Below are 20,041 nucleotides of genomic sequence, written 5' to 3' on the forward strand. Positions count from 1 at the left end.
GCGAGCGGCGGGGGCCGGCGGTGCGGGCCGCCTGCGGCGGGGGCGGTGGACGGGGCCGGGTCAGCCCATCTCCTCCAGGGCGCGGCCCTTGGTCTCCTTGATGCAGAAGGCCACGAACGGGATGGAGAGCAGCGCGAAGGCCGCGTAGATGACGTACGTCGCGGAGAGGTTCCAGTCGGCGAGGTCCGGGAAGCTGACGGTGATCGCCCAGTTGGCGATCCACTGCGCCGAGGCGGCGACGGACAGCGCCAGCGCGCGGATCCGGTTGGGGAACATCTCGCCGAGCAGAACCCAGACCACCACGCCCCAGGAGAAGGCGAAGCAGAGCACGAAGACGTGCGCGGCGACCAGGGCGACGGTGGCGTGGGTGTTGTCCAGGGTGGCGGTGGCGCCGGTGCCCTCCCGGTACGAGAACGCCCAGGCGGCGGTGCCCAGCGCGGCCGCCATGCCGATCGAGCCGGCCAGGGCCAGCGGCTTGCGGCCGATCCGGTCCACCAGGACCATCGCGATCACCGTGCCGATCACGTTGATGATCGAGGTGGAGAGGCTGATCAGCAGGGAGTTGGCCTCGTTGATGCCGACCGACTGCCACAGGAAGGACGAGTAGTAGAAGATCACGTTGATGCCGACGAACTGCTGGAACACCGAGGCGCCGATGCCGACCCAGACGATCGGCAGCAGGCCGAACCGGCCGCCCATCAGGTCCTTCGCCCGGGGCTTGCGGGCGGACGACAGCACCGAGCGGATCTCCGCCACCCGGGCGTCCAGGTCCACGCCCTCGCCCTCGACCTCGACCAGCACCCGGCGGGCCTGCTCCTCGCGGTGGTCGGCGATCAGGTAGCGCGGCGACTCCGGGATGGCGAGCGCCATCAGCCCGTACACCAGGGCCGGGATGGCCTCGACGCCGAGCATCCACTGCCAGGCCTGGATGCCGCCGAGGTGGTTGGTGGACTCGCCGCCGGCGGCCTGGTTGAGGGCCCAGTTGGCCAGCTGGGAGACGGTGATGCCGAGCACGATCGCCATCTGCTGGAAGGAGGCGAGCCGGCCGCGGTAGGCGGTCGGGGCGACCTCGGCGATGTACGTCGGGGCGATCACCGAGGCGATGCCGATCGCGATGCCGCCGATCACGCGCCAGGCGGCGAGGGTCTCGATGTTCGGCGGGAACATCGAGCCGATGCCGCTGGCCGCGAACAGTGCGGCGGCCAGCAGCATCGTGCGGACCCGGCCGAGGTGGTCGGCGAGCCGGCCGGCGAGCACCGCGCCCACCGCCGAGCCGAGCAGCGCGATGGCCACCACGAACGCGGTGGTGCCGTGGCCGACCGCGAAGTGCTTCTGGATGCCCGTCACGGCACCGTTGATCACCGCGCTGTCGTAGCCGAACAGGAAACCGCCCATGGCGGCGGCCGCCGAGATGAACACCACGTGGCCGAGGTGGGCCTCGCCGGACGCCCGTTGGCTGTTGACTGAGGACACACGCGCTCCCGGGGGTGGACGGGCCCGCTCCGACGGTGAGTGGGCAGGGCTCGTCTCACATTCGAGCAGCGCCGCGGCCGACCTGCCCGAGTTGGCGGCCGACCGGGTGACCCGGAGTCAGCCGACGGCGCGCGGCCGCCGGTGCGCGGGGCCGCCGGTGCGCGAGTGGTCGACGCGCGGGGCGTGGCCCGGGGGGCGTCGGTGCCCCGCGGCGTTCGCGGTGCCCGGCTAGGCGGTGCGCCGTCGGTGACGGCGGAGCAGCTGGGTACGGGCGGCGGCGTACTGGTCGTGGCCGCGCCCCGGGCCGTCGGCGCGCTCGGCGAGCCGGTCGGCGATGGCGTACTGCTCCTCGGCGGGCTTCTTGTCGTCGTACTTGAACTTGGCCCGTACCTCGTTCACCGTCAGCCGGAGCCCGCGCAGCCCGGGCAGCTGCCGGGCCAAGGTGCCCTCGCCGGGCACCACCCGGACCTCCGGTGTCTCGGGCTGGAAGTGCGCCAGTTGGCGGTTGAGGATCTCCGCCTTGCCGGCCGCGGACTCGACCACCTCGGCGGTGCAGTGGAAGTGGACCGAGGCGTAGTAGCTGGTGGGCGTGCCCGGTTCGCCGCGCCAGTGGCCGGGGGCGAACGTGTAGCCGTCGGTGACCGCGAGGGTGACCTGGGGGTCGGCCCGGACGGCGGCCAGCAGCGGGTTGGGCGCGGCGAGGTGGAGCAGGATCTCGCCGCGTTCGGCGTCCAGCAGGAAGTGCGTCGGGACGAGCACCGGGCCCTCGCCGGGGCCGCCGTTGGCGGCGAGCAGGCCGAAGTCGCGGCCCTCGGCCAGCCAGGCGCGCCACTCCTGCTCGTCGCCGCGGTCCCAGGATCTGATCAGCACGGGAGCTCCTCCCGTCAGCGGGGGTAGCCGCGCAGGTGCGCGGGGAGCGGGACGGCGGTGCCGGGGTGCGGCTCGGGGGTGCCGTGCACGGTGGTGACCGGGATCAGACCGGACCAGTGTGGCAGGTCGGCGTCCTCGGGGTCGTCGTCGGCGCCGTCCTCGCGGGTCTTGGCCGAGACCTCGTCCAGCTCCAGCCGGAGGACGGCGGTGGCGGCGAGCTCCTTGGCGTTGGCCGGACGGACCTCGGCTGAGCGCCCCGGAATCGCGTGGTCGACCAGGGCGGCGAGCGCGACGTCCAGCTCCTCGGGGTCGGTGACCTGGTGCGCGGTGCCGTGGGCGACCACCGAGCGGAAGTTCACCGAGTGGTTGAACGCGGACTTGGTCAGCACCAGCGCGTCGACCTGGGTGACGGTGACGCAGACCGGCATGCCCTGCTCGCCGGAGGCGTTGCGCAGCGGGCGGCTGCCGGTGGAGCCGTGGACGTAGAGCCGGCTGCCGACCCGGGCGAAGATCGTCGGCAGGACCACGGGGGCGCCGTCGACGACGAAGCCGAGGTGGCAGATGTAGGCGCTGTCGAGGATGGCGTGGATCGCCTCCTGCTCCCAGGTGGCCCGGTCCCGGTAGCGGGTGGGGGTGGTCCTCGGGGTACGGGAGTAGCTGGGCGAACCCTCCGCGCTGGCTGACATGACATCCTCTATGTACTAGTGCATAATTTGCTTTGTGCTAGGAGACTATCCGCTGAAAGGGCGACGCGCCAGCGAAATCGCGGCCCACATCGAGCAGGGCGTGAGCAGTGGGCAGCTCGCCCCCGGAACCGCGCTGCCCCCGCTGCGCGACCTCGCCGCCGAACTGGGCGTCAACCCCAACACCGTCGCCGCCGCCTACCGGCTGCTGCGCGACCGCGGCGTGATCGAGACCGCCGGCCGCAAGGGCAGCCGCATCCTGCCCAGGCCCGCCCTCACCCCGCGCGACCAGATCCGCATCCCCGTCCCGCCGCACGCCCGCGACCTGTCCACCGGCAACCCCGACCCGGCCCTGCTGCCCGACCTCGCCCCGGCCCTCGCGGCCGCCGCCGAGGCCGCGCGCACCGACCCGGTGCTGTACGGGCACGCCGCCGTCGACCCGCTGCTGCTCACGCTCGCCCGCGCGTCCTTCGAGGCCGACGGCCTGCCCGGCGGCCCGATCGCCGTCGCCTCCGGCTCGCTGGACACCGTCGAACGCATCCTCGGCGCCCGGCTGCGCCCCGGCGACGCGGTGGCCGTCGAGGATCCGGGCTGGGGCAGCCTGCTCGACCTGCTGCCCGCGCTGGGGCTGAAGCAGGCGCCCGTCCGGCTGGACGACGAGGGCCCGCTGCCGGACGCGCTGGCCGCGGCGCTGGCCGAGGGCGCGCGGGCCGTGGTGGTCACCAGCCGGGCGCAGAACCCGACCGGGGCGGCGCTCACCGCACGGCGGGCCGAGGCGCTGAAGGCCGTACTGGCCGAGCACCCCGGGGTGCTGCTGATCGAGGACGACCACGGGCACGGCATGGTCGACCAGCCGTACCACTCGCTGGTCGGCGCCGACACCCGGCACTGGGCGGTGGTGCGCTCGGCGGCCAAGGCGTACGGGCCGGACCTGCGGGTCTCGGTGGCGGTCGGCGACCAGGAGACGATCGGACGGGTGGCCGGCCGGCTGCGGCTGGGTGCCGGCTGGGTCAGCCACCTGCTGCAGCGCACCGTCGCGGAGCTGTGGGCCGGTGACGCCGCGCCGGCCGATCGGGTGGCCGCCGCCTACCGGGCCCGGCGGGACGCCCTGCTGGGCGAGCTGGCGGCCCGTGGGATCGCCGCGCACGGGCGGAGCGGGCTGAACGTCTGGGTACCGGTGCCGGACGAGACCTCGGTGCTGGCGGCGCTGGTGCAGCGCGGCTGGGTCGCGGCGCCGGGCGCGCGGTACCGGATCCAGTCGCCGCCCGGGCTGCGGTTCACCACGGCGCGGCTGGAGGCGGCGCAGGCGCGGGAGCTGGCGGAGGATCTGGCGGCGGTGCTGGGGGCGGGTGGGGGCGGGTCGCGGCTGGTGTGAGTCCGGGGCGGGCGTCGGGAGCGGGGCCTCCGCGGGGCGGACGGGCGTGCGGCGGGGGCTTGAGGCGGGAGGTCGTGGGGCGGATGTGGCGGGTGTGAACCGCGGGCGGCATCCGGTCGTCGTTCGCCCGCCTGGTCTGAACCCGTCGGTAACAAAAGCGGAAACCTGCCGCAGACTCCTAGCGGAGGCCCGCGCGGGCATGTCATCTTCATCGCGCCACCGGCCGGCGGCCCACCCTCACCCAGGCGTCTTCCCGTTCCCCGATCCTCGGGAAGACCGAGCCGCAGGAGTTCCGCAGTGCCCGAGAACCGTTCGAGCATCACCCGCAGCACCCCGCGACCCGGCCGCCGGCTGCTCGCCGCAGCCCTCGCCCTCCCGCTCGCCGTCGCGAGCCTGGCCGTCGCCTCCCCGGCCTCCGCCGCGACGCCCGCACCGGCCGTCGTGCCGTCCGGGCCCACCGCCAGCGTCACGCTCGGCGACAGCTACATCTCCGGCGAGGCCGGCCGCTGGAAGGGCAACTCGGCCGGTACCAGCGGCAGCCGCAACGGCACCGACCGGGCCTGGACCGGCAGTTCGTACGACGCCTCGCGGGTCTACGGCGCCACCGCCGCGAGCGGGTGCGACCGCTCGGACGTCGCCGAGGTGCTCAGCGCCTCGACCGGGGCCCAGAACGAGATCGACCTGGCCTGCTCCGGTGCCGTCACCGCGAACGTCTTCCGCGCTTCCAACGGCGGCCAGTCCCTCAAGGGCGAGGCCCCGCAGGCCGACCAACTCGCCACCGTGGCACGGCAGAACAACGTCAAGCTGATCACCCTGTCGATCGGTGGCAACGACCTGGGCTTCTCGGACGTCATCTCCACCTGCGTCAAGGACTACCTGATCTGGTACTCCTACTGCCACGACTCCGCGCAGTCCCAGATCGACGGCCGGATGCCCGCGGCGATGGCCGGGGTCGGCAAGTCGATCGACGAGATCCGCGCGGTGATGGCCGACGCCGGCTACGCGCCGTCGGACTACCGCCTGGTACTGCAGTCCTACCCGTCGCCGATCCCGCGCAGCGCCGAGATGCGCTACCCGGAGAGCGGCTGGACCCGCTCCAACACCGGCGGCTGCCCGTTCTGGGACGGGGACGCCGACTGGGCCCGAGACTCGATGGTGCCGCAGATCTCCCAGGCGCTGGCGGGCGTCGCCGCCGCCAAGGGTGCGCAGTTCCTGGACCTGTCGGACATGCTGCAGGGCCGCGAGGTCTGCTCGACGGCCACCAGGCAGCCGACCGCGGGCTCCGGCCCGTCCGCGACCACCAGCGAGTGGGCGCGCTTCCTGGACGGCGGGCTCAACTCCACCCAGGGCGCGCTGCAGGAGTCGATGCACCCCAACTACTACGGCCAGCAGGCGGTCGGGCGCTGCCTGACGCTGCTGTGGGCGCGCCCGAGCGGTGACTACGCGTGCCGCAACACGGCCGGGCAGGACGCGAGCGGGATGTACCTGGCCGCGCGGTGATCGTACGGTGACGGCGCGGTTCGGCGCCCCCGCGGCCGGTCCTGGCGGCGGGGGCGCCGTTCCGTCGGTCTGCCGTGCTCAGCCCTTGGCGAGCAGCGACTGGGCGTGCGCGCGGACCTGATCCTTCGTCAGGTAGGAGTCGGTGTACTCGAAGTCCCGCAGCCGGGCGGGTTGGCGGGCGAGGAATCCGATGCGGACGAACTCGTCGCCGGCGGTCGCGTTGAGCAGCCAGTTGGTGCCCACCCGGAACTTGGCCACGTTGGTGCGCATCGCCATCAGGTGGTAGCCGCGCGCCACCAGCTGCGCGGGCACGCCGCGGAGTTCCACGCCGAGCGGCTTGGAGACCGCGTCCTTGCCGCCGAGGTCGACCACCAGGCCCAAGTCCTTGTGGTAGTACGGCTCCAGGGGCTGGTTGCGGAGCGAGGCGATCACGTTGTTCGCGACCGCGCGGCCCTGGCGGGCGGAGTGCTGGGCGGTCGGCGGGCAGACCGCGCCGTCGCCCTTGGCGAGGTCGGGGACGGCGGCGGCGTCGCCGAGCGCGAACACGCCCTCGAACTGCGGCACCCGCATCTCCGCCGTCACGGCGAGCCGGCCGCGGACCGTCTCGGCGTCCAGGGTGCCGATCAGCGGGCTCGCGGCCACGCCCGCCGTCCAGATCAGGGTGCGGCAGGGGAGCACCCGGCCGTCGGTGAACTTGACCGTCTCGGCGCCGACTTCGGCGACCGAGACGCCCAGTGAGACCTCGATGCCGCGGTCGCGCAGCACCTCCAGGGCGGCCTCGCCGAGCGGGTCGCCGAGTTCCGGCATCAGCTTCGGGGCGATGTCGATCAGGTGCCACTTGATCTGCCGGGCGTCCAGGCGCGGGTAGCGGTGGGCGGCGGCGGTGGTCAGCCGCTGGAGGCAGGCGGCCGTCTCGGTGCCCGCGTAGCCGCCGCCGACCACCACGAACTGGAGCCGGGACTCGCGCTCCTTCTGGTCCAGGGTGGTGGAGGCGAGGTCGAGTTGGGCGATCACGTGGTCCCGGACGTAGGCCGCCTCGGCGAGCGTCTTCATGCCGCGGGCGTAGTCGGTGAGGCCGGGGATGTCGAAGGTGCGGGTGACGCTGCCCGGGGCGAGTACCAGGACGTCGTACTTCAGCGCGACCACCTCGTCGGTGATCTTGCGGACGACGCACACCTTGGAGGCCGGGTCCACGCCGATGGCGCCGCCCGGGACGATGTGGGTGCGGCGCAGCGAGCGGCGCAGCGAGACGGCCACGGACTGCGGGGTGAGGACGCCGGCCGCGACGTGGGGGAGGAGGGGGAGGTAGAGCTGGTAGCTGAACGGTGTGACCAGCGAGATCTCGGCCTCCGACGGTGACAGCTTGCGTTCGAGGCGGCGGGCGCACTCCAGACCGGCGAAGCCACCGCCCACGATCAGGATCCGAGGTCGTTCCATCGCTCATCCCTTTGCCGTGAAGGTCCCCATTTACTGTCCGCCACACTCGCACGGAGCAGCGGGGGCTGCCACCGGGGCGGGGCCGTGGGGGTGGGGAGGGAAGGGAGGTGCCGGGGGGGAGGTGCGGAGGTGAAGGGAGAGGAAGGGGCGCAGACACCGATAGGCTGTCGGCCGTGCTACCCGAGGTGACGGCGATCCGCTATGTGACGCCACTGCGAGAAGGCGGCTCGATGCCGGGCCTGGTCGAGGCCGACGATCGGCGGCTGTACGCGCTGAAATGGGTCGGTGCGGCGCAGGGCCGCAAGGCGTTGGTCGCGGAGGTGCTGGCCGGGGAGCTCGGCCGGCGGCTCGGGCTGCCGGTGCCGGAGCTGGTGACGGTCGACCTGGACCCGGTGCTCGCGCGCAGCGAGCCGGACCACCAGATCCAGGACCAGATGCGGGCCAGCGGCGGGACCAACCTGGGGATGGCCTTCGTCAGCGGCGCGCTCAACTTCGACCCGCTCTGCTTCGAGGTGGACCCCGAGCTGGCCGGGCAGGTGCTCTGGTTCGACGCGCTGATCGGCAACGTCGACCGCTCCTGGCGCAACCCCAACCTGCTGGTGGCGACCGGCGGGCTGCGGCTGATCGACCACGGCGCGAGCCTGATCTTCCACCACAACTGGTCCGGCGCCGCCGCCTGGATCCGCCGTCCGTACGACGCCTCCGACCATGCGCTGCTGCGCGCCCGGCCGGACCTGGCGGCGGCCGACAAGGCGCTCGCGCCGCTCGCCGAGGCGGCGATCGAGGGCGCGGTGGCGCAGATCCCCGAGGTCTGGCTGGCGGACGAGTTCGGCTTCGACTCGCCCGACGAGGTGCGCGCCGCGTACCGCGCCCAGTTGACCGAACGACTGGCCGGTCCGCGCGACTGGCTTCCGGAGGTGCCCGCATGACCGAGCCCGTGCTGTCCGCGCTGCCGGTCACCGTCGAGCTGCACGACTACGAGTACGCCGTGATCCGCGCGGTGCCGAGGGTCGAGCGCGGCGAGTGCGTCAACGTCGGGGTGCTGCTGTACTGCCGGCAGAGCTCGCACCTGGCCGCCCGGACCCACCTGGACCAGGCCCGGCTGCTGGCACTGGACCCGGTCGCGGACGTCCAGGGCGTGCGGCGGGCGCTGCACGGGATCGAGGCGGTCTGTCAGGGCGGCCCGCAGGCCGGTCCGGCGGCGGGGGACAGCCCCGGGCAGCGGTTCCGCTGGCTGACCGCGCCGCGCAGCGCGATCGTCCAGCCGGGGCCCGTGCACACCGGGCTGACCGCGGACCCGGAGGCGGAGCTGCGGCGGCTGTTCGACCAGCTGGTGCTCTGACCCCGGGGCGGTGTGAGGCGGCTCGCCGACGGTTGCCGTGGTCAAAGCTTGAGTTACTGAAGCACCTGGTCGTACGCTGACCCCATGGGTTCGACAGCGACGACGACCGTACCGACCAACGCCGAGTTGATGGAGGTGTTGGCCGCCGTCGGTGCCGCGTACTTCCAGGACTTCGCGGCGGCCGCCGCCCGGCACGGCCTCTCCTCCTCGCAGGCCAAGGCGCTGGGCGCGGTGCAGGAGCCGGTGCCGATGCGGGCGCTGGCCGGGCGGCTGGGCTGCGACGCGTCGAACGTGACCGGGATCGTGGACCGGCTGGAGTCGCTGCGCCTGGCCAACCGGGAGGCGGCGGCCGGTGACCGCCGGGTGAAGATCGTGGTGATCACGGCCGAGGGCCGGGAGATCCTGAACCGCATCCGGGGCGAGATGGCCCGGACCCACCAGGCCTTCGAGGCGATGACCGACGAGCAGCGGATCGCGCTGCACTCGATCTGCTCCCAGGTGCTGCCGGTGCTGGCCCGTACGGGCGGCGCGCAGTAGGACCCCGCGCCGCCCGTGCCGCCAGTGCCGCCCGTGCCGCCCGTGCCTCGCGCCGGTCAGAGCAGCCCGGCGAACTCCGGCGGCAGCGGTCGGTGGTGGAGCAGGGTGAGTGAGCGGGTGGCCCGGGTCAGGGCGACGTAGAGGTCGCGCGGGGCGAGTCCGGCCGGCTCGACCACCACGACCGCGTCGAACTCCAGCCCCTTGGCGTCCGCCACGGTGAGCGCGTCCAGTTCCGCGGCCAGGGCGTCCGGTGCGATCACGCCCAGGGTGCCGGGGCCGGCGGGTAGCCGGGTGAGCGCGGCGGCGAAGTCGCCCTCCGGGACGTGGACCGCGCGGGGTCGCTCGGTGCCCGGGCGGATGGACTCGGGCGGCCGGTGGCCGGGTGCGGCGGCGCGCAGCACGGCGGAGGCGAGGGCCATGAAGGGCTGGGGCGTACGGTAGTTGACGGTCAACCGCTCCTCGCGCCAGCGGCCGGGCAGGTGCGGGTCGAGCATCTCGGCCCAACTGCTGGCGCCGGCGGGGGATCCGGTCTGGGCGAGGTCGCCGACGATGGTGAGCGAGTTGGTCGGGACGCGCCGCAGGACGGCGCGCCAGGCCATCGCGGACAGCTCCTGGGCCTCGTCCACGACGACGTGGCCGTAGGCCCAGGTGCGGTCGGCGGCGGCGCGTTCGGCGGTCGAGCGGTACGGGCCGTCGTCGCGGAAGCGCCCGGCCAGCGCGGCGGAGTCCAGCAGGGCATCGCCGGTCTGTCCGGTGATGGTCAACACGCCCTGGGCGAAGGCAAGTTCGTCCGGATCCTGGTCGGCAGCGGCGGATTCCCCTGCCGTACCGAGGAGTTCGGCGGCCTCGTCGAGCAGTGGGACGTCCTCGACCGTCCAGCCGGAGCCGGGCGGGCGGAGCAGGGCGGCCGCGTGTTCGGGGGTCGCTGTGGTGAGCAACTCCCGGTCGGTGAGCAGCCGTTCGAGCAGCTGTTGCGGGGTGAGCCGGGGCCAGAGCGGGTCGAGGGCGGCGCGGACGTCCGTCCGCTCCCACAGCTCGCGCGGGGCGTAGTGCGCCTCCTCGTCGTCGTAGGGGCGGCCTAGGGTGAGCGCCTGGGCGATGGCGAGGGCGTCGAGCAGGGTGCCGAGGAAGAAACCGCGGGCCCGGTTGTGGGGCAGCCGCAGGCCGCGGGCGGCGTCGCGGGCCTCGGCGCAGGCCCGGGCGGAGACCTTCAGCCCCTCGCCGAGGTCCAGGCCGTCGGCCGGGGCCGTCTGGTGGGCGGCAAGGGCGCGCCGGAGCACCCCGGCCATCCAGGGGCCGCCCTTGGCGAAGGCGGTGGCGGGGGCGTCGGTGCCGGTGGCGGTGACGCCGGGGAGGAGTTCGCCGACGGTGCGCAGCACCACCTCGGTCTCGCCGAGGGCGGGCAGCACCTCGTCGATGTACCGCAGGAAGCCGGGGTTGGGGCCGATCACCAGCACGCCGCGGCGCTCCAGCGCGGCGCGGTGGGTGAACAGCAGGTAGGCGGCGCGGTGCAGGGCGGCCAGCGTCTTGCCGGTGCCGGGGCCGCCCTGGACCACCAGGGCGCCGGGCAGCGGGGAGCGGATCACCCGGTCCTGCTCGGCCTGGATGGTGGCGACGGCGGTGCCCATCCGGCCGGTGCGCTCGCGGCCGAGGGCGGCGAGCAGGGCGGCCTCGCCGACCAGGCCGCGCCGGCCGGACTCGTCCAGTCCGGTGAGGTCGAGCGCCTCGTCGTCCAGTCCGGTGAGGGTGCGGTCCCGGGTGTGCAGGTGGCGGCGGCGGACCACGGGGCCGGGGTGGGCGGGGGTCGCGGTGTAGAAGGGGCGGGCGGCCGGGGTCCGCCAGTCGAGCAGCAGCGGTTCGTACGCCTCGTCGGTCAGGCCGGTGCGGCCGATGTAGTGGACGGTGCCGTCGCGCTCGTCGAGCCGGCCGAAACACAGGCCGCGCTCGACCGCGTCCAGCCGGGCGGCGTGACGGGCGGCCTCGCGGGCGCGCACCTCGCGTTCCAGCCGGGCCTGGTGGGTGCCGCCGGGTGCGGCCTGGTCGTGGGCGCCGTCGGCGGTGCGGCGGGCGCGTTCGCGGACGGCGTCCAGTCGGGCGTAGAGCCGGGTGAGATGGGCCTGCTCGGTGCGCAGGGCCGCGGCGAGGGCATCGCCGGGGTTCCCCGTGGCCGCTGGTGCTTCGCTCATCGATGTGATATCCTTGCGGTGAGGAGGCTTTGAAGTGCCATCTGAAGGGCGCTCAATTGACCCAGCCTACCCCATCCGCCGACGTCCGGCGTGACCTCGGCTGTTACCCTTGCGAAGCGTGAGCGCGAAGCCCCAGATCCCCAATGTCCTGGCCTCCCGGTACGCCTCGGCGACCCTGGCCCAGCTGTGGTCCCCCGAGCACAAGGTGGTCCTCGAGCGCCACCTGTGGCTGGCCGTCCTGAAGGCCCAGCAGGACCTCGGCGTCGAGGTGCCGGCGACGGCCGTCGCCGACTACGAGCGGGTGATCGACCAGGTCGACCTCGGCTCGATCGCCGCCCGTGAGCGGATCACCCGCCACGACGTGAAGGCCCGCATCGAGGAGTTCAGCGAGCTCGCCGGGCACGAGCAGATCCACAAGGGCATGACGTCCCGGGACCTGACCGAGAACGTCGAGCAGCTCCAGATCCGCCAGTCCCTGGAGCACGTGCGGGACCGCACGGTGGCCGTGCTGGTGCGTCTGGCCAAGCTGTCCGCCCAGCACTCCGAGCTGGTCATGGCCGGCCGCTCGCACAACGTGGCCGCGCAGGCCACCACCCTGGGCAAGCGGTTCGCCTCGATCACCGACGAGCTGCTGGTCGCCTTCCGCCGCCTGGAGGAGCTGATCGCCCGCTACCCGCTGCGCGGGATCAAGGGCCCGGTCGGCACCGCCCAGGACATGCTGGACCTCCTCGGTGGGGACACCGAGAAGCTCGCCGAGCTGGAGCGCCGGGTCGCCGGGCACCTCGGCTTCGACCGCGCGCTGACCAGCGTCGGCCAGGTCTACCCGCGCTCGCTGGACTTCGAGGTGCTCACCGCCCTCGTCCAGCTGGCCGCCGCGCCGTCCAGCCTGGCCAAGACCATCCGCCTGATGGCCGGCCACGAGCTGGTGACGGAGGGCTTCAAGGAGGGCCAGGTCGGCTCCTCCGCGATGCCCCACAAGATGAACACCCGCTCCTGCGAGCGCGTCAACGGCCTGGCCGTCATCCTGCGCGGCTACGCCTCGATGACCGGCGAGCTGGCCGGCGACCAGTGGAACGAGGGCGACGTCTCCTGCTCGGTGGTGCGCCGGGTCGCGCTGCCGGACGCGTTCTTCGCCTTCGACGGCCTGCTGGAGACCTTCCTGACCGTCCTCGACGAGTTCGGCGCCTTCCCCGCCGTGATCGAGGCCGAGCTGGACCGCTACCTGCCGTTCCTCGCCACCACCAAGGTGCTGATGGGCGCGGTGCGCGCGGGCGTCGGCCGGGAGACCGGGCACGAGGTCATCAAGGAGCACGCCGTCGCCTCCGCGCTGGCGATGCGCGCCGGCGCCCGGGAGAACGAGCTGCTGGACCGGCTGGCCGCCGACGAGCGGATCCCGCTGGACCGGGCCGCCCTGGACGCGCTGCTGGCCGACAAGCTGTCCTTCACCGGCGCGGCCGGCGCCCAGGTCGCCGAGGTCGTCCGCCGGGTGGAGGCCGTCGCGGCCGCCTACCCGGAGGCCGCCAAGTACGCGCCCGGCGACATTCTCTGACGGGCGGCATTCCCTGACAGGAAGCGCCTTCTGACGTAGCGTCAGCCCTTGGGTGAGGGCCCCGCCGCCGGACCGGTGGCGGGGCCCTCGCGCGTCACGGGGACGTGGCCCGGGTCGAGCGGCGGGGCGGTGGGCCCGCACGGCCAGTCGCAGTTCGGCTCGGCCACCGGCTGCTCCTCGGGGGCGAGCACGTTGCCCCGTACGGTCGCGGAGGCGATCAGCCCGCCGGCGACCAGCAGGCCCGCGCAGATCAGCATGGCGGTGTGGAAGGCGGCGTCGACCGAGGCGGGCACCCGGTAGGCGTCGCCGCTCAGCCCGGCCAGCGCCGGCAGGGCGGCCACCGCGAGCAGGCCGGCCGCGCGGGCGGCGGCGTTGTTGACCCCGCTGGCGATGCCCGCGTGGCGGACCTCGACGGCGGCCAGCACGGTCGCCGTCAGCGGTGCGACCAGCAGCGTCATGCCGCAGCCCAGCACCGTGACGGCGGGAAGCACGTCCACCCAGTACGAGGAGTCCGGGCCGATGCGCAGCATCAGCAGCACCCCGGCGGCGCACAGCATCGGGCCGACGGTGAGCGGGATGCGCGGGCCGATCCGCTTGCCGAGGCGTCCGGCACGGGCGGACAGCAGCAGCATCAGCACGGTGATCGGCACCAGGGCGAAGCCCGAGACCAGCGGCGAGAACCCCGACACGATCTGGAGCTGCACCACCAGCAGGAAGAAGACGCCGCTGAACGCCGCGTACACGCACAGGGTGACCAGGTTCACCGCGGTGAACAGCCGGGAGGAGAAGAGGCCGAGCGGCAGCATCGGTTCGGGTGCGCGGCGCTCGACGGCCACGAAGGCGACGCCGAGCGCCACCCCGATCACCCCGCTGACCCAGACGGTGGGGGACAGGCCCTCGCCGGCCGCGGTCAGCGCGTAGGTGATCGCGCCGAGGGCGAGGGCGGCGAGCACGGCGCCGAGCACGTCGAAGCGGCCGGAGGCGTCCTTGTCCCGGCTCTCCGGCACCGACCGGGTGGCGACGGCGATCACGGCGGCGGCGAGCGGCAGGTTCAGCAGGAAGATCCAGCGCCAGCCGGGTCCGTCCACCAGCCAGCCGCCGAGGAACGGGCCGACCGCGGCCGACACCCCGCCCAGGCCGGACCAGAGGCCGACCGCCGCCGAGCGGTCGTCAGGGTGGAAGACGGCCTGGAGCATGGCGAGCGAGCCGGGGGTGAGCAGTGCTCCGCCGATGCCCTGGACGGCGCGGGCGGCGATCAGCACGTGGATGTTCGGTGCGGCGGCGCAGGCGGCGGAGGCGATGGCGAACCAGACCACGCCGATCAGGAAGACCTTGCGCCGCCCGTAGCGGTCGCCCAGTGCGCCGCCGAGCAGGATCAGGCCCGCCAGGGTGAGCAGATAGGCGTTCAGGGTCCATTGCAGGGACGCGAGGGAGGCGCCGAGGTCGGCGCCGATCCGGGGCAGGGCGACGTTCACCACGGTGCCGTCGAGCATCGCCATGCTGGAGCCGAGCACCGTCGCCAGTAGTACCCAGCGGCCCTGCGCGGTGCTCAGGCGCAGGGTGCCGGCCTCTGAGGTGGCCACGGGCGAATCCTGCGCTGCCGAGGCGCACGTGACAAGGGTCACCGGTGGGTGTGTTGACGGTGGGCGGGGTGTGAGTAGGCGGCTGCGCAGCGTCGCGGATCTCGGCGCAGGGTCGTGGATCAGTGGCGGGGGGTGAATGGATTGTGTACGGATGGTGGGCTCCGGCCTGCGGAGGGTCACCGGGGGAGGGGGAATGGTTGCGCTTTCAAAGATCGACATTGCTTCACCCGAACGGATGGGTTTTAGTTCAGCGACCGCCCGGCCAGTCCGGACGGATCCGCCGGGTGGAACGCCGAGTCCTGCCGCTGCCCGGTGGTTCGAAACGAACTCTGTACGGCAGGAGCGGGGGACCCACAGGTAAGTCGCCGGACCGGAGTTCGCGCCTCAGGGCGCGGGCGTCCAGGACCGGCTAGGGGTGAAGCCGCGCATGCGGCCGGGCAACTCCAGCCCGAACCCGACAGCTCACCTCGCAGGCGTCGGAGAGGAAACTTCCATGCCTGCTCAGGCTCGTCGTATCGCCCTGCCCCGCGCCGCCCGCATCGGCATCGCCACCGCCGTCACCGGTGTCTCCTTCGCCCTCCCGCTCGTCACCGCGATGAGTGCCCAGGCCCACACCGCTCCGGCCGCGCCGGTCGCGCAGGCCGCCGCCTCCGCCGGCGCCGAGTCGGCCGCTCCGGCCGCTGCTCCGGCCACCGCTCCGGCCGCCCGGGCCGCGCAGGAGAGCTACCGCGTCGTCAGCGGTGACACCCTGTCCAAGATCGCCGAGGTCAAGAACGTCGAGGGCGGCTGGCACGCGCTGTACGAGCGGAACCGCTCGGTCGTCGGTGCCAACCCGAACCTGATCTTCGCCGGCCAGCAGCTCGCGCTGCCGGGCCACGCCGTCGCGCCGTCGGCCGACTCCGCTCCGGCGAAGCCCGCCGCCCCGGCCGCCCCGGCCGCTCCCGCGACCCAGGCCGCCAAGGCGCAGGACCAGGTCCAGGTGCGGACCGAGGTCGCCAAGCCGTCCGCGCAGCTGCAGACCCAGCTGCAGGTCGCCACCCCGGCCCAGGCCGTGACCGCCACTCCGGTCGCCGCCGCCACCTCCGGCTTCGTCGCCCCGCTGGCCAACCCGAGGCTCGGCACCGCCTACGGCGTGGCCGGCTCGATGTGGGCCTCCGGCCACCACACCGGCCAGGACTTCGTCGCCTCCACCGGCACCCCGCTGCGCGCCATCGCCAACGGTGTCGTGGTCAAGGCCGGCAACGGCGGCGCCTACGGCAACGAGGTCGAGATCAAGCTCGCCGACGGCCACTACGCCGAGTACGCGCACCTCTCCTCGATCGGTGTGAGGATCGGTCAGGCCGTCACCGTCGGCCAGCAGATCGGCCTCTCCGGCGCCACCGGCAACGTGACCGGCCCGCACCTGCACTTCGAGATCCGCAACGGCTCGGAGTACGGCTCGGACATCAACCCGGTCGCCTACCTGCGCGCGCACGGCGTCGCGCTCTGACCCACGGCTGAACTCCGAGGGTTTCCGGAACCACCGTCGCTGCGGGGCGAAACGATCCTCCGGGATGGTCATGTCGGGTGACCGCTCGACCGGGTGATCGCCGCACGGCGGACATGGGCGCGGGACACGCCCAGGCCGGCCCGGCCGTACGAGGACTCCTCGTGCGGCCGGGCCGGCCACTGCCGTTTCCGCGCCGCCCGGCTGTTCCCGGGTTCGTTCGGACGGGTCGAACGCGGCGTCAACTCCGGTGTCACGGAGGGGTTCGGGGGCATCGCCGGGTGGCCGCGGCACGTCATGCTGGCGGACGGTCAGCGCCCGGTCGGTCCGGCCGGGCGGGCGGGTCCGGAGGCGAGGAGGGCGGATGGCGGTCCGGAGTGGGGGCGTGGCGGGGAGGACGGCCGGCCGGGAGCGACCCGGGGAGGACGGGGTCGACCGGCTGAAGGCCGATTCGGTCGGCCTGGTCGGCGTGGTGTTCATGGCGCTCGCCACCGCCGCCCCGATCACCGCGATGACCGGCAACCTGCCGATCATCGTCGGGCAGGGCAACGGCGTCGGCGCGCCCGCCGCGTACGTCGTGGCGACCGTGGTGCTGACGGTGTTCTCGGTCGGCTACGTGGCGATGGCCCGGCACATCACCGCGGCCGGCGCGTTCTACGGCTACGTCTCGCACGGGCTGGGCCGGGTGGTCGGGATGGCCTCGGGGCTGCTCGCGGTGCTCGCGTACGTCGTCACCGAGGCCTCGGCCCTCGGCTTCTTCGCGTACTCGCTGCGCGGGCTGGTCCGTTCGCAGCTGGGGGTGGAGCTGGGCTGGGGCTGGTACGCGCTGTCCGGGGCGGCGGTGATCGGGGTGATGGCCTGGTTCGACCTGCACCTGACGGCCAAGGTGCTCGGGGTCGCGCTGGTGCTGGAGATCGGGGTGCTGAGTGCGGTCTCGTTCGCCGTGCTGTTCTCCGGCGGCGGCCCGGACGGGATCGTGCTCGCGGCCGTGAACCCGCTGAACGCGCTGAGGGGGGTGGGGAGTTCGGCGGCCGCGGCGGGGCTCGGCCTGTTCTTCGCGTTCTGGTCCTGGGTGGGGTTCGAGTCCACCGCGATGTACGGCGAGGAGTCCCGCGACCCGAAGCGGGTGGTGCCGCGGGCGACGCTGGTGTCGGTGATCGGGGTCGGGCTGCTCTACGTCTTCGTGTCCTGGATGATCGTGTCCGGCAACGGGGTCGAGCGGGCGATCGCGGTGGCGGGCGGCGCGGTGCCGGGCAAGGACGGCAACAACCTGTTCTTCGACCCGCTCGGCGCGCACCTGGGGGCCTGGGCGGTGAAGGTGTTCCAATGGCTGGTCGTCACCGGCTCGTTCGCCTGCGCGATGGCCTTCCACCAGTGCGCGGCCCGCTACCTGTACGCGATCGGGCGGGAGGGGCTGCTGCACCGGGGGCTCGGCCGCACCCATCCGCGGCACGGCTCGCCGCACGTCGCCTCGGTGGTGCAGTCGGTGATCGCGGTGGGGCTGGTGGCGGGGTTCCTGGCGGCCGGGATGGACCCGTACGCGCACCTGTACACGCTGCTGGCGCTGCTCGGGACGATGGCGATCCTGGTCGTGCAGACGCTCTGCTCCTTCGCCGTGGTCGGGTACTTCCACGTGCGGGGGCGGCACCCGGAGACCGCCCACTGGTTCCGGACGCTGGTCGCGCCGCTGGTGGGCGGGGTGGCGATGGCCGGGGTGGTGGTGCTGCTGGTGCTCAACAAGGACGCCGCGGCCGGGGCGGCGGCGCACACGCTGCTGTTCCGGCTGATCCCGTACCTGGTGATCGGGGTGTTCGCGGGCGGGGTGGCGCTGGCGCTCGCGGTGCGCCGGTGGCGGCCGGAACTCTACGTGCGGATCGGGCGGGTGGTGCTGGAGGACGCGGTCGAGCGGTGACGGGACGGGGGTCAGCGTCGGTGGACCGGCAGGCCGTACTGGGCGGCGGCCAGCAGCTCGTGCATCCGGTGGCCGAACTCCTCGGTGTCCCGGGCGGGTTCGGAGAAGACCAGGCGGACGTCGCGGTGACCGTATGGGTGGTCCAGGCGCAGCACCAGGCCGTGGCGGTCCAGGGCGAGCGGGCGGACCTCCGGGCCGTGGACCAGTACGGCCGGGTCGAGCAGGCGGGTGAGGACGTCGAGTGCCTCGGCGTGGTCGTCGGCGAAGTGGGTGAGCATCGCGGCCTCGTGCCGGGCCATCGGGTCGGGGACGGCGACGGCGAGGTCGGCGGCGGTGACCGCGCCGGTGCCGTACGGGGTGGCGAGGACGGCGTGGGCGACGTCCACCCGCAGGTGGACGCTGAGGCCGTCGTCGGCGAGGTGGGCCAGGTGCAGTCGGCCGGCCAGGGTCAGGCGGGCACGGACCCGGTCGCGGACGGCGACGGGGGAGACGTCGGTGACGTCGAGGACGACGGCGAGGCCGTCGGTGGCGCCGGCGGCGGCCGCGGTGAGCGGGTCGTCCAGGGCGGTGCGCAGCCGCAGCCGGGAACCGTGGACGGAGACCGGGGTGTCCAGGTGGTGGTGCTCGCCCAGGGCTCGGACGGTGAGCGAGGAGGTCGTGCTGAGCAGGCTGTGGATCCGTTCGGCGGTGGTGGGCTCGGGGGCCTCGGTGTCGCCGGTGGGCAGGCTCATGGGCGGACCTCCAGTTAGTTAGGTGAGCCTAACCTAATATTCCGCTGGAGGTGTGGCAAGCGGGCGGTCGGGGGTGTGGCGGGCGGCCGGACAGGCCGAAGGGCCCGGACGCGCGGCAGGCGTCCGGGCCCTCCGGGGGGCGGGGGCGGTCAGCCGACCACGGCCTGGGCGTCGATCTCGACCAGCATCGGCTCCTGCGGAAGCTCGACGAAGACGGTGGTGCGGCACGGCTTCACGCCGCCGGGCTTGATGTTCTCGTCGATGAACTCGGCGTAGACCTCGTTCATCAGCGGGAAGTCGGCCCGCTTGGTGAGGTACACGCGGAACATCACCACGTCCTCGATGGTGGCGCCGCCGGCCTCGACGATGGCCTTGACGTTCTCCAGCGTGCGGCGGGTCTGCGCCTTCACGTCGCCGTGGTGGAGGTACTCACCGGTGGCCGGGTCCTGCGGGCCCTGGCCGGAGACCTGGAGGATCGGGCCCTTGCGGACGCCCTGGGAGAACATCCAGGCGGGGGCGGGGGCGCCGTCGGTGCGGATCTCGACCTTCCCGTCGGTCCGGGAGTGCTCGTCGGTCTGCGGGTGCTCGGAGGACATCGGGTTCCTTTGCTGTGCTTGACGGTTCGTCAGTTGTGGTCGGGGCGGCCGCAGTCGGCCGAGACGGCGCGGGTGGTGGCGAGCAGCTGGGGGAGCAGGTCCAGCACCTGCTCGTACGGCAGGACCATGTCCGGGACGGAGATCGAGGCGGCGGCGACCACCCGTCCGCTGGCGTCCCGGACGGGCGCGGCCACGCAGTTGATGAAGGCCTCGTGCTCGGCGTGGTCCTGCGCCCAGCCCTGGGCGGCGACCTTCTCCAGCTCGGCGAGCAGCGCCTCGGGCGTGGTCAGGGTGCGCTCGGTGTGCGGGGTGAAGTCGATCCCGGCCACCACCCGGCGCCGCTCGGGCAGCGGCAGGTCGGCCAGCAGCACCTTGGAGACGGCGGCGCTGTGCAGGGCGGCGCGCAGGCCGATCCGGGAGTACATCCTGACCGGGTGGCGGGAGTCGAACTTGTCGATGTAGACCACCTCGCCGCCCTCGTACGCGGCCAGGTGCACGGTCTGGCCGGTGGCGGCGTTCAGCTCGGCCAGGTGCGGGGCGGCGATCCGGCGCACGCCGCGCTGCTCCAGGGCCAGGCCGGAGAGTGCGAAGAGGCCGGCGCCCAGGTGGTAGCGGTAGGCCACGTCGCGATAGACGAATCGTTCCTCTTCGAGGCTCTGCAGCAGTCGGAGCACGGTCGTCTTGTGGACGCCGAGCACCTCGGCGAGCTGGTCGAGGGAGCGCTCGCCCTCGCCGAGCTCGGCGAGGATGCGCAGCGCGCGGGTGACGGTCTGGCTCATCG

General features: G+C 73.7%; 17 protein-coding genes and 1 riboswitch. Of the genes, 8 read left to right on the forward strand and 9 right to left on the reverse strand.

All coding sequences use genetic code 11. The annotated features are described in order from the left end of the window. Positions 1-60 precede the first annotated feature (60 nt). The 3 genes from ACGF13_RS07990 to ACGF13_RS08000 all read right to left on the reverse strand — a co-directional run bounded on the left by ACGF13_RS07990 (position 61) and on the right by ACGF13_RS08000 (position 3,029). Positions 61-1,473, reverse strand: a complete 1,413-nt coding sequence (locus tag ACGF13_RS07990) for a sugar porter family MFS transporter (protein ID WP_392870195.1) — start codon at positions 1,471-1,473, stop codon at positions 61-63. A 228-nt stretch (positions 1,474-1,701) separates the two neighbouring features. Then, the gene (locus tag ACGF13_RS07995) at positions 1,702-2,343 is read right to left on the reverse strand and encodes an FMN-binding negative transcriptional regulator (RefSeq protein ID WP_392870198.1); all 642 of its coding nucleotides are present in this window, start codon (positions 2,341-2,343) and stop codon (positions 1,702-1,704) included. Positions 2,344-2,357: 14 nt separating this feature from the next. Beyond that, on the reverse strand, positions 2,358-3,029 hold the full coding sequence (locus ACGF13_RS08000; protein ID WP_392870201.1) for a pyridoxamine 5'-phosphate oxidase family protein: 672 nt from the start codon (positions 3,027-3,029) through the stop codon (positions 2,358-2,360). A 34-nt stretch (positions 3,030-3,063) separates the two neighbouring features. Between ACGF13_RS08000 and ACGF13_RS08005 the strand changes: the two genes are divergently transcribed. Together ACGF13_RS08005 and ACGF13_RS08010 are read left to right on the forward strand one after the other, a co-directional pair. Beyond that, positions 3,064-4,401, forward strand: a complete 1,338-nt coding sequence (locus ACGF13_RS08005; RefSeq protein ID WP_392870204.1) for an aminotransferase class I/II-fold pyridoxal phosphate-dependent enzyme — start codon at positions 3,064-3,066, stop codon at positions 4,399-4,401. Between the two features lie 297 nt (positions 4,402-4,698). Then, positions 4,699-5,901 carry a GDSL-type esterase/lipase family protein gene (locus ACGF13_RS08010; protein WP_392870206.1) on the forward strand — a complete coding sequence of 401 codons (1,203 nt, stop codon included), beginning with the start codon at positions 4,699-4,701 and terminating at the stop codon, positions 5,899-5,901. A 78-nt stretch (positions 5,902-5,979) separates the two neighbouring features. Here the strand turns inward: ACGF13_RS08010 and ACGF13_RS08015 are convergent, their stop codons facing one another. After that, the gene (locus tag ACGF13_RS08015; RefSeq protein ID WP_392870209.1) at positions 5,980-7,338 is read right to left on the reverse strand and encodes an NAD(P)/FAD-dependent oxidoreductase; all 1,359 of its coding nucleotides are present in this window, start codon (positions 7,336-7,338) and stop codon (positions 5,980-5,982) included. Positions 7,339-7,511: 173 nt separating this feature from the next. On the opposite strand from ACGF13_RS08015, the gene ACGF13_RS08020 reads away from it, so the two are divergent. From ACGF13_RS08020 to ACGF13_RS08030, 3 genes are all read left to right on the forward strand, one after another. Next, positions 7,512-8,267 (forward strand): HipA family kinase, encoded by a 756-nt coding sequence (locus ACGF13_RS08020; protein WP_392870212.1) that lies wholly within the window; start codon positions 7,512-7,514, stop codon positions 8,265-8,267. Further along, a complete protein-coding gene (locus ACGF13_RS08025) occupies positions 8,264-8,680 on the forward strand; it encodes a DUF3037 domain-containing protein (protein ID WP_392870214.1) in 417 nt (138 codons plus the stop codon). The genes ACGF13_RS08020 and ACGF13_RS08025 overlap by 4 nt, the downstream gene beginning before the upstream one ends. 84 nt (positions 8,681-8,764) lie before the next feature. Beyond that, on the forward strand, positions 8,765-9,217 hold the full coding sequence (locus ACGF13_RS08030; RefSeq protein WP_392870217.1) for a MarR family winged helix-turn-helix transcriptional regulator: 453 nt from the start codon (positions 8,765-8,767) through the stop codon (positions 9,215-9,217). A gap of 56 nt (positions 9,218-9,273) precedes the next feature. Here ACGF13_RS08030 and ACGF13_RS08035 read toward each other — a convergent pair whose 3' ends face one another. Beyond that, on the reverse strand, positions 9,274-11,403 hold the full coding sequence (locus tag ACGF13_RS08035; protein ID WP_392870220.1) for a HelD family protein: 2,130 nt from the start codon (positions 11,401-11,403) through the stop codon (positions 9,274-9,276). A gap of 118 nt (positions 11,404-11,521) precedes the next feature. On the opposite strand from ACGF13_RS08035, the gene purB reads away from it, so the two are divergent. Then, the gene (gene purB / locus ACGF13_RS08040) at positions 11,522-12,952 is read left to right on the forward strand and encodes an adenylosuccinate lyase (RefSeq protein WP_392870223.1); all 1,431 of its coding nucleotides are present in this window, start codon (positions 11,522-11,524) and stop codon (positions 12,950-12,952) included. 41 nt (positions 12,953-12,993) lie between these two features. On the opposite strand, the gene ACGF13_RS08045 is transcribed toward purB, so the two are convergent. Then, on the reverse strand, positions 12,994-14,535 hold the full coding sequence (locus ACGF13_RS08045; protein ID WP_392870226.1) for an MFS transporter: 1,542 nt from the start codon (positions 14,533-14,535) through the stop codon (positions 12,994-12,996). Between the two features lie 353 nt (positions 14,536-14,888). After that, positions 14,889-15,026, forward strand: a riboswitch (cyclic di-AMP (ydaO/yuaA leader). A gap of 2 nt (positions 15,027-15,028) precedes the next feature. On the opposite strand from ACGF13_RS08045, the gene ACGF13_RS08050 reads away from it, so the two are divergent. Together ACGF13_RS08050 and ACGF13_RS08055 are read left to right on the forward strand one after the other, a co-directional pair. Beyond that, the gene (locus ACGF13_RS08050) at positions 15,029-16,024 is read left to right on the forward strand and encodes a peptidoglycan DD-metalloendopeptidase family protein (protein WP_392870229.1); all 996 of its coding nucleotides are present in this window, start codon (positions 15,029-15,031) and stop codon (positions 16,022-16,024) included. Positions 16,025-16,385: 361 nt separating this feature from the next. Next, positions 16,386-17,933 carry an APC family permease gene (locus tag ACGF13_RS08055; RefSeq protein ID WP_392870231.1) on the forward strand — a complete coding sequence of 516 codons (1,548 nt, stop codon included), beginning with the start codon at positions 16,386-16,388 and terminating at the stop codon, positions 17,931-17,933. Between the two features lie 11 nt (positions 17,934-17,944). Here ACGF13_RS08055 and ACGF13_RS08060 read toward each other — a convergent pair whose 3' ends face one another. From ACGF13_RS08060 to ACGF13_RS08070, 3 genes are all read right to left on the reverse strand, one after another. Beyond that, the gene (locus ACGF13_RS08060) at positions 17,945-18,664 is read right to left on the reverse strand and encodes a DUF2470 domain-containing protein (protein ID WP_392870233.1); all 720 of its coding nucleotides are present in this window, start codon (positions 18,662-18,664) and stop codon (positions 17,945-17,947) included. A 149-nt stretch (positions 18,665-18,813) separates the two neighbouring features. Then, a complete protein-coding gene (locus ACGF13_RS08065) occupies positions 18,814-19,260 on the reverse strand; it encodes a RidA family protein (protein ID WP_392870235.1) in 447 nt (148 codons plus the stop codon). 29 nt (positions 19,261-19,289) lie between these two features. Beyond that, positions 19,290-20,039 (reverse strand): IclR family transcriptional regulator, encoded by a 750-nt coding sequence (locus ACGF13_RS08070; RefSeq protein WP_392870237.1) that lies wholly within the window; start codon positions 20,037-20,039, stop codon positions 19,290-19,292. Between the last annotated feature and the right edge of the window lie 2 nt (positions 20,040-20,041).

Origin of the sequence: Kitasatospora sp. NPDC048286 (genome assembly GCF_043201735.1) — a bacterium.
Classification (GTDB): Bacteria; Actinomycetota; Actinomycetes; order Streptomycetales; family Streptomycetaceae; genus Kitasatospora.

Coding starts and splice junctions, on each gene's coding strand:
- ACGF13_RS08000 (WP_392870201.1), bottom strand. CDS start 3,029: ATGTCAGCCAGCGCGGAGGGTTCGCCCAGCTACTCCCGTACCCCGAGG.
- ACGF13_RS08015 (WP_392870209.1), bottom strand. CDS start 7,338: ATGGAACGACCTCGGATCCTGATCGTGGGCGGTGGCTTCGCCGGTCTG.
- ACGF13_RS08025 (WP_392870214.1), top strand. CDS start 8,264: ATGACCGAGCCCGTGCTGTCCGCGCTGCCGGTCACCGTCGAGCTGCAC.
- ACGF13_RS08030 (WP_392870217.1), top strand. CDS start 8,765: ATGGGTTCGACAGCGACGACGACCGTACCGACCAACGCCGAGTTGATG.
- ACGF13_RS08035 (WP_392870220.1), bottom strand. CDS start 11,403: ATGAGCGAAGCACCAGCGGCCACGGGGAACCCCGGCGATGCCCTCGCC.
- ACGF13_RS08050 (WP_392870229.1), top strand. CDS start 15,029: ATGCCTGCTCAGGCTCGTCGTATCGCCCTGCCCCGCGCCGCCCGCATC.
- ACGF13_RS08055 (WP_392870231.1), top strand. CDS start 16,386: ATGGCGGTCCGGAGTGGGGGCGTGGCGGGGAGGACGGCCGGCCGGGAG.
- ACGF13_RS08060 (WP_392870233.1), bottom strand. CDS start 18,664: ATGAGCCTGCCCACCGGCGACACCGAGGCCCCCGAGCCCACCACCGCC.
- ACGF13_RS08065 (WP_392870235.1), bottom strand. CDS start 19,260: ATGTCCTCCGAGCACCCGCAGACCGACGAGCACTCCCGGACCGACGGG.
- ACGF13_RS08070 (WP_392870237.1), bottom strand. CDS start 20,039: ATGAGCCAGACCGTCACCCGCGCGCTGCGCATCCTCGCCGAGCTCGGC.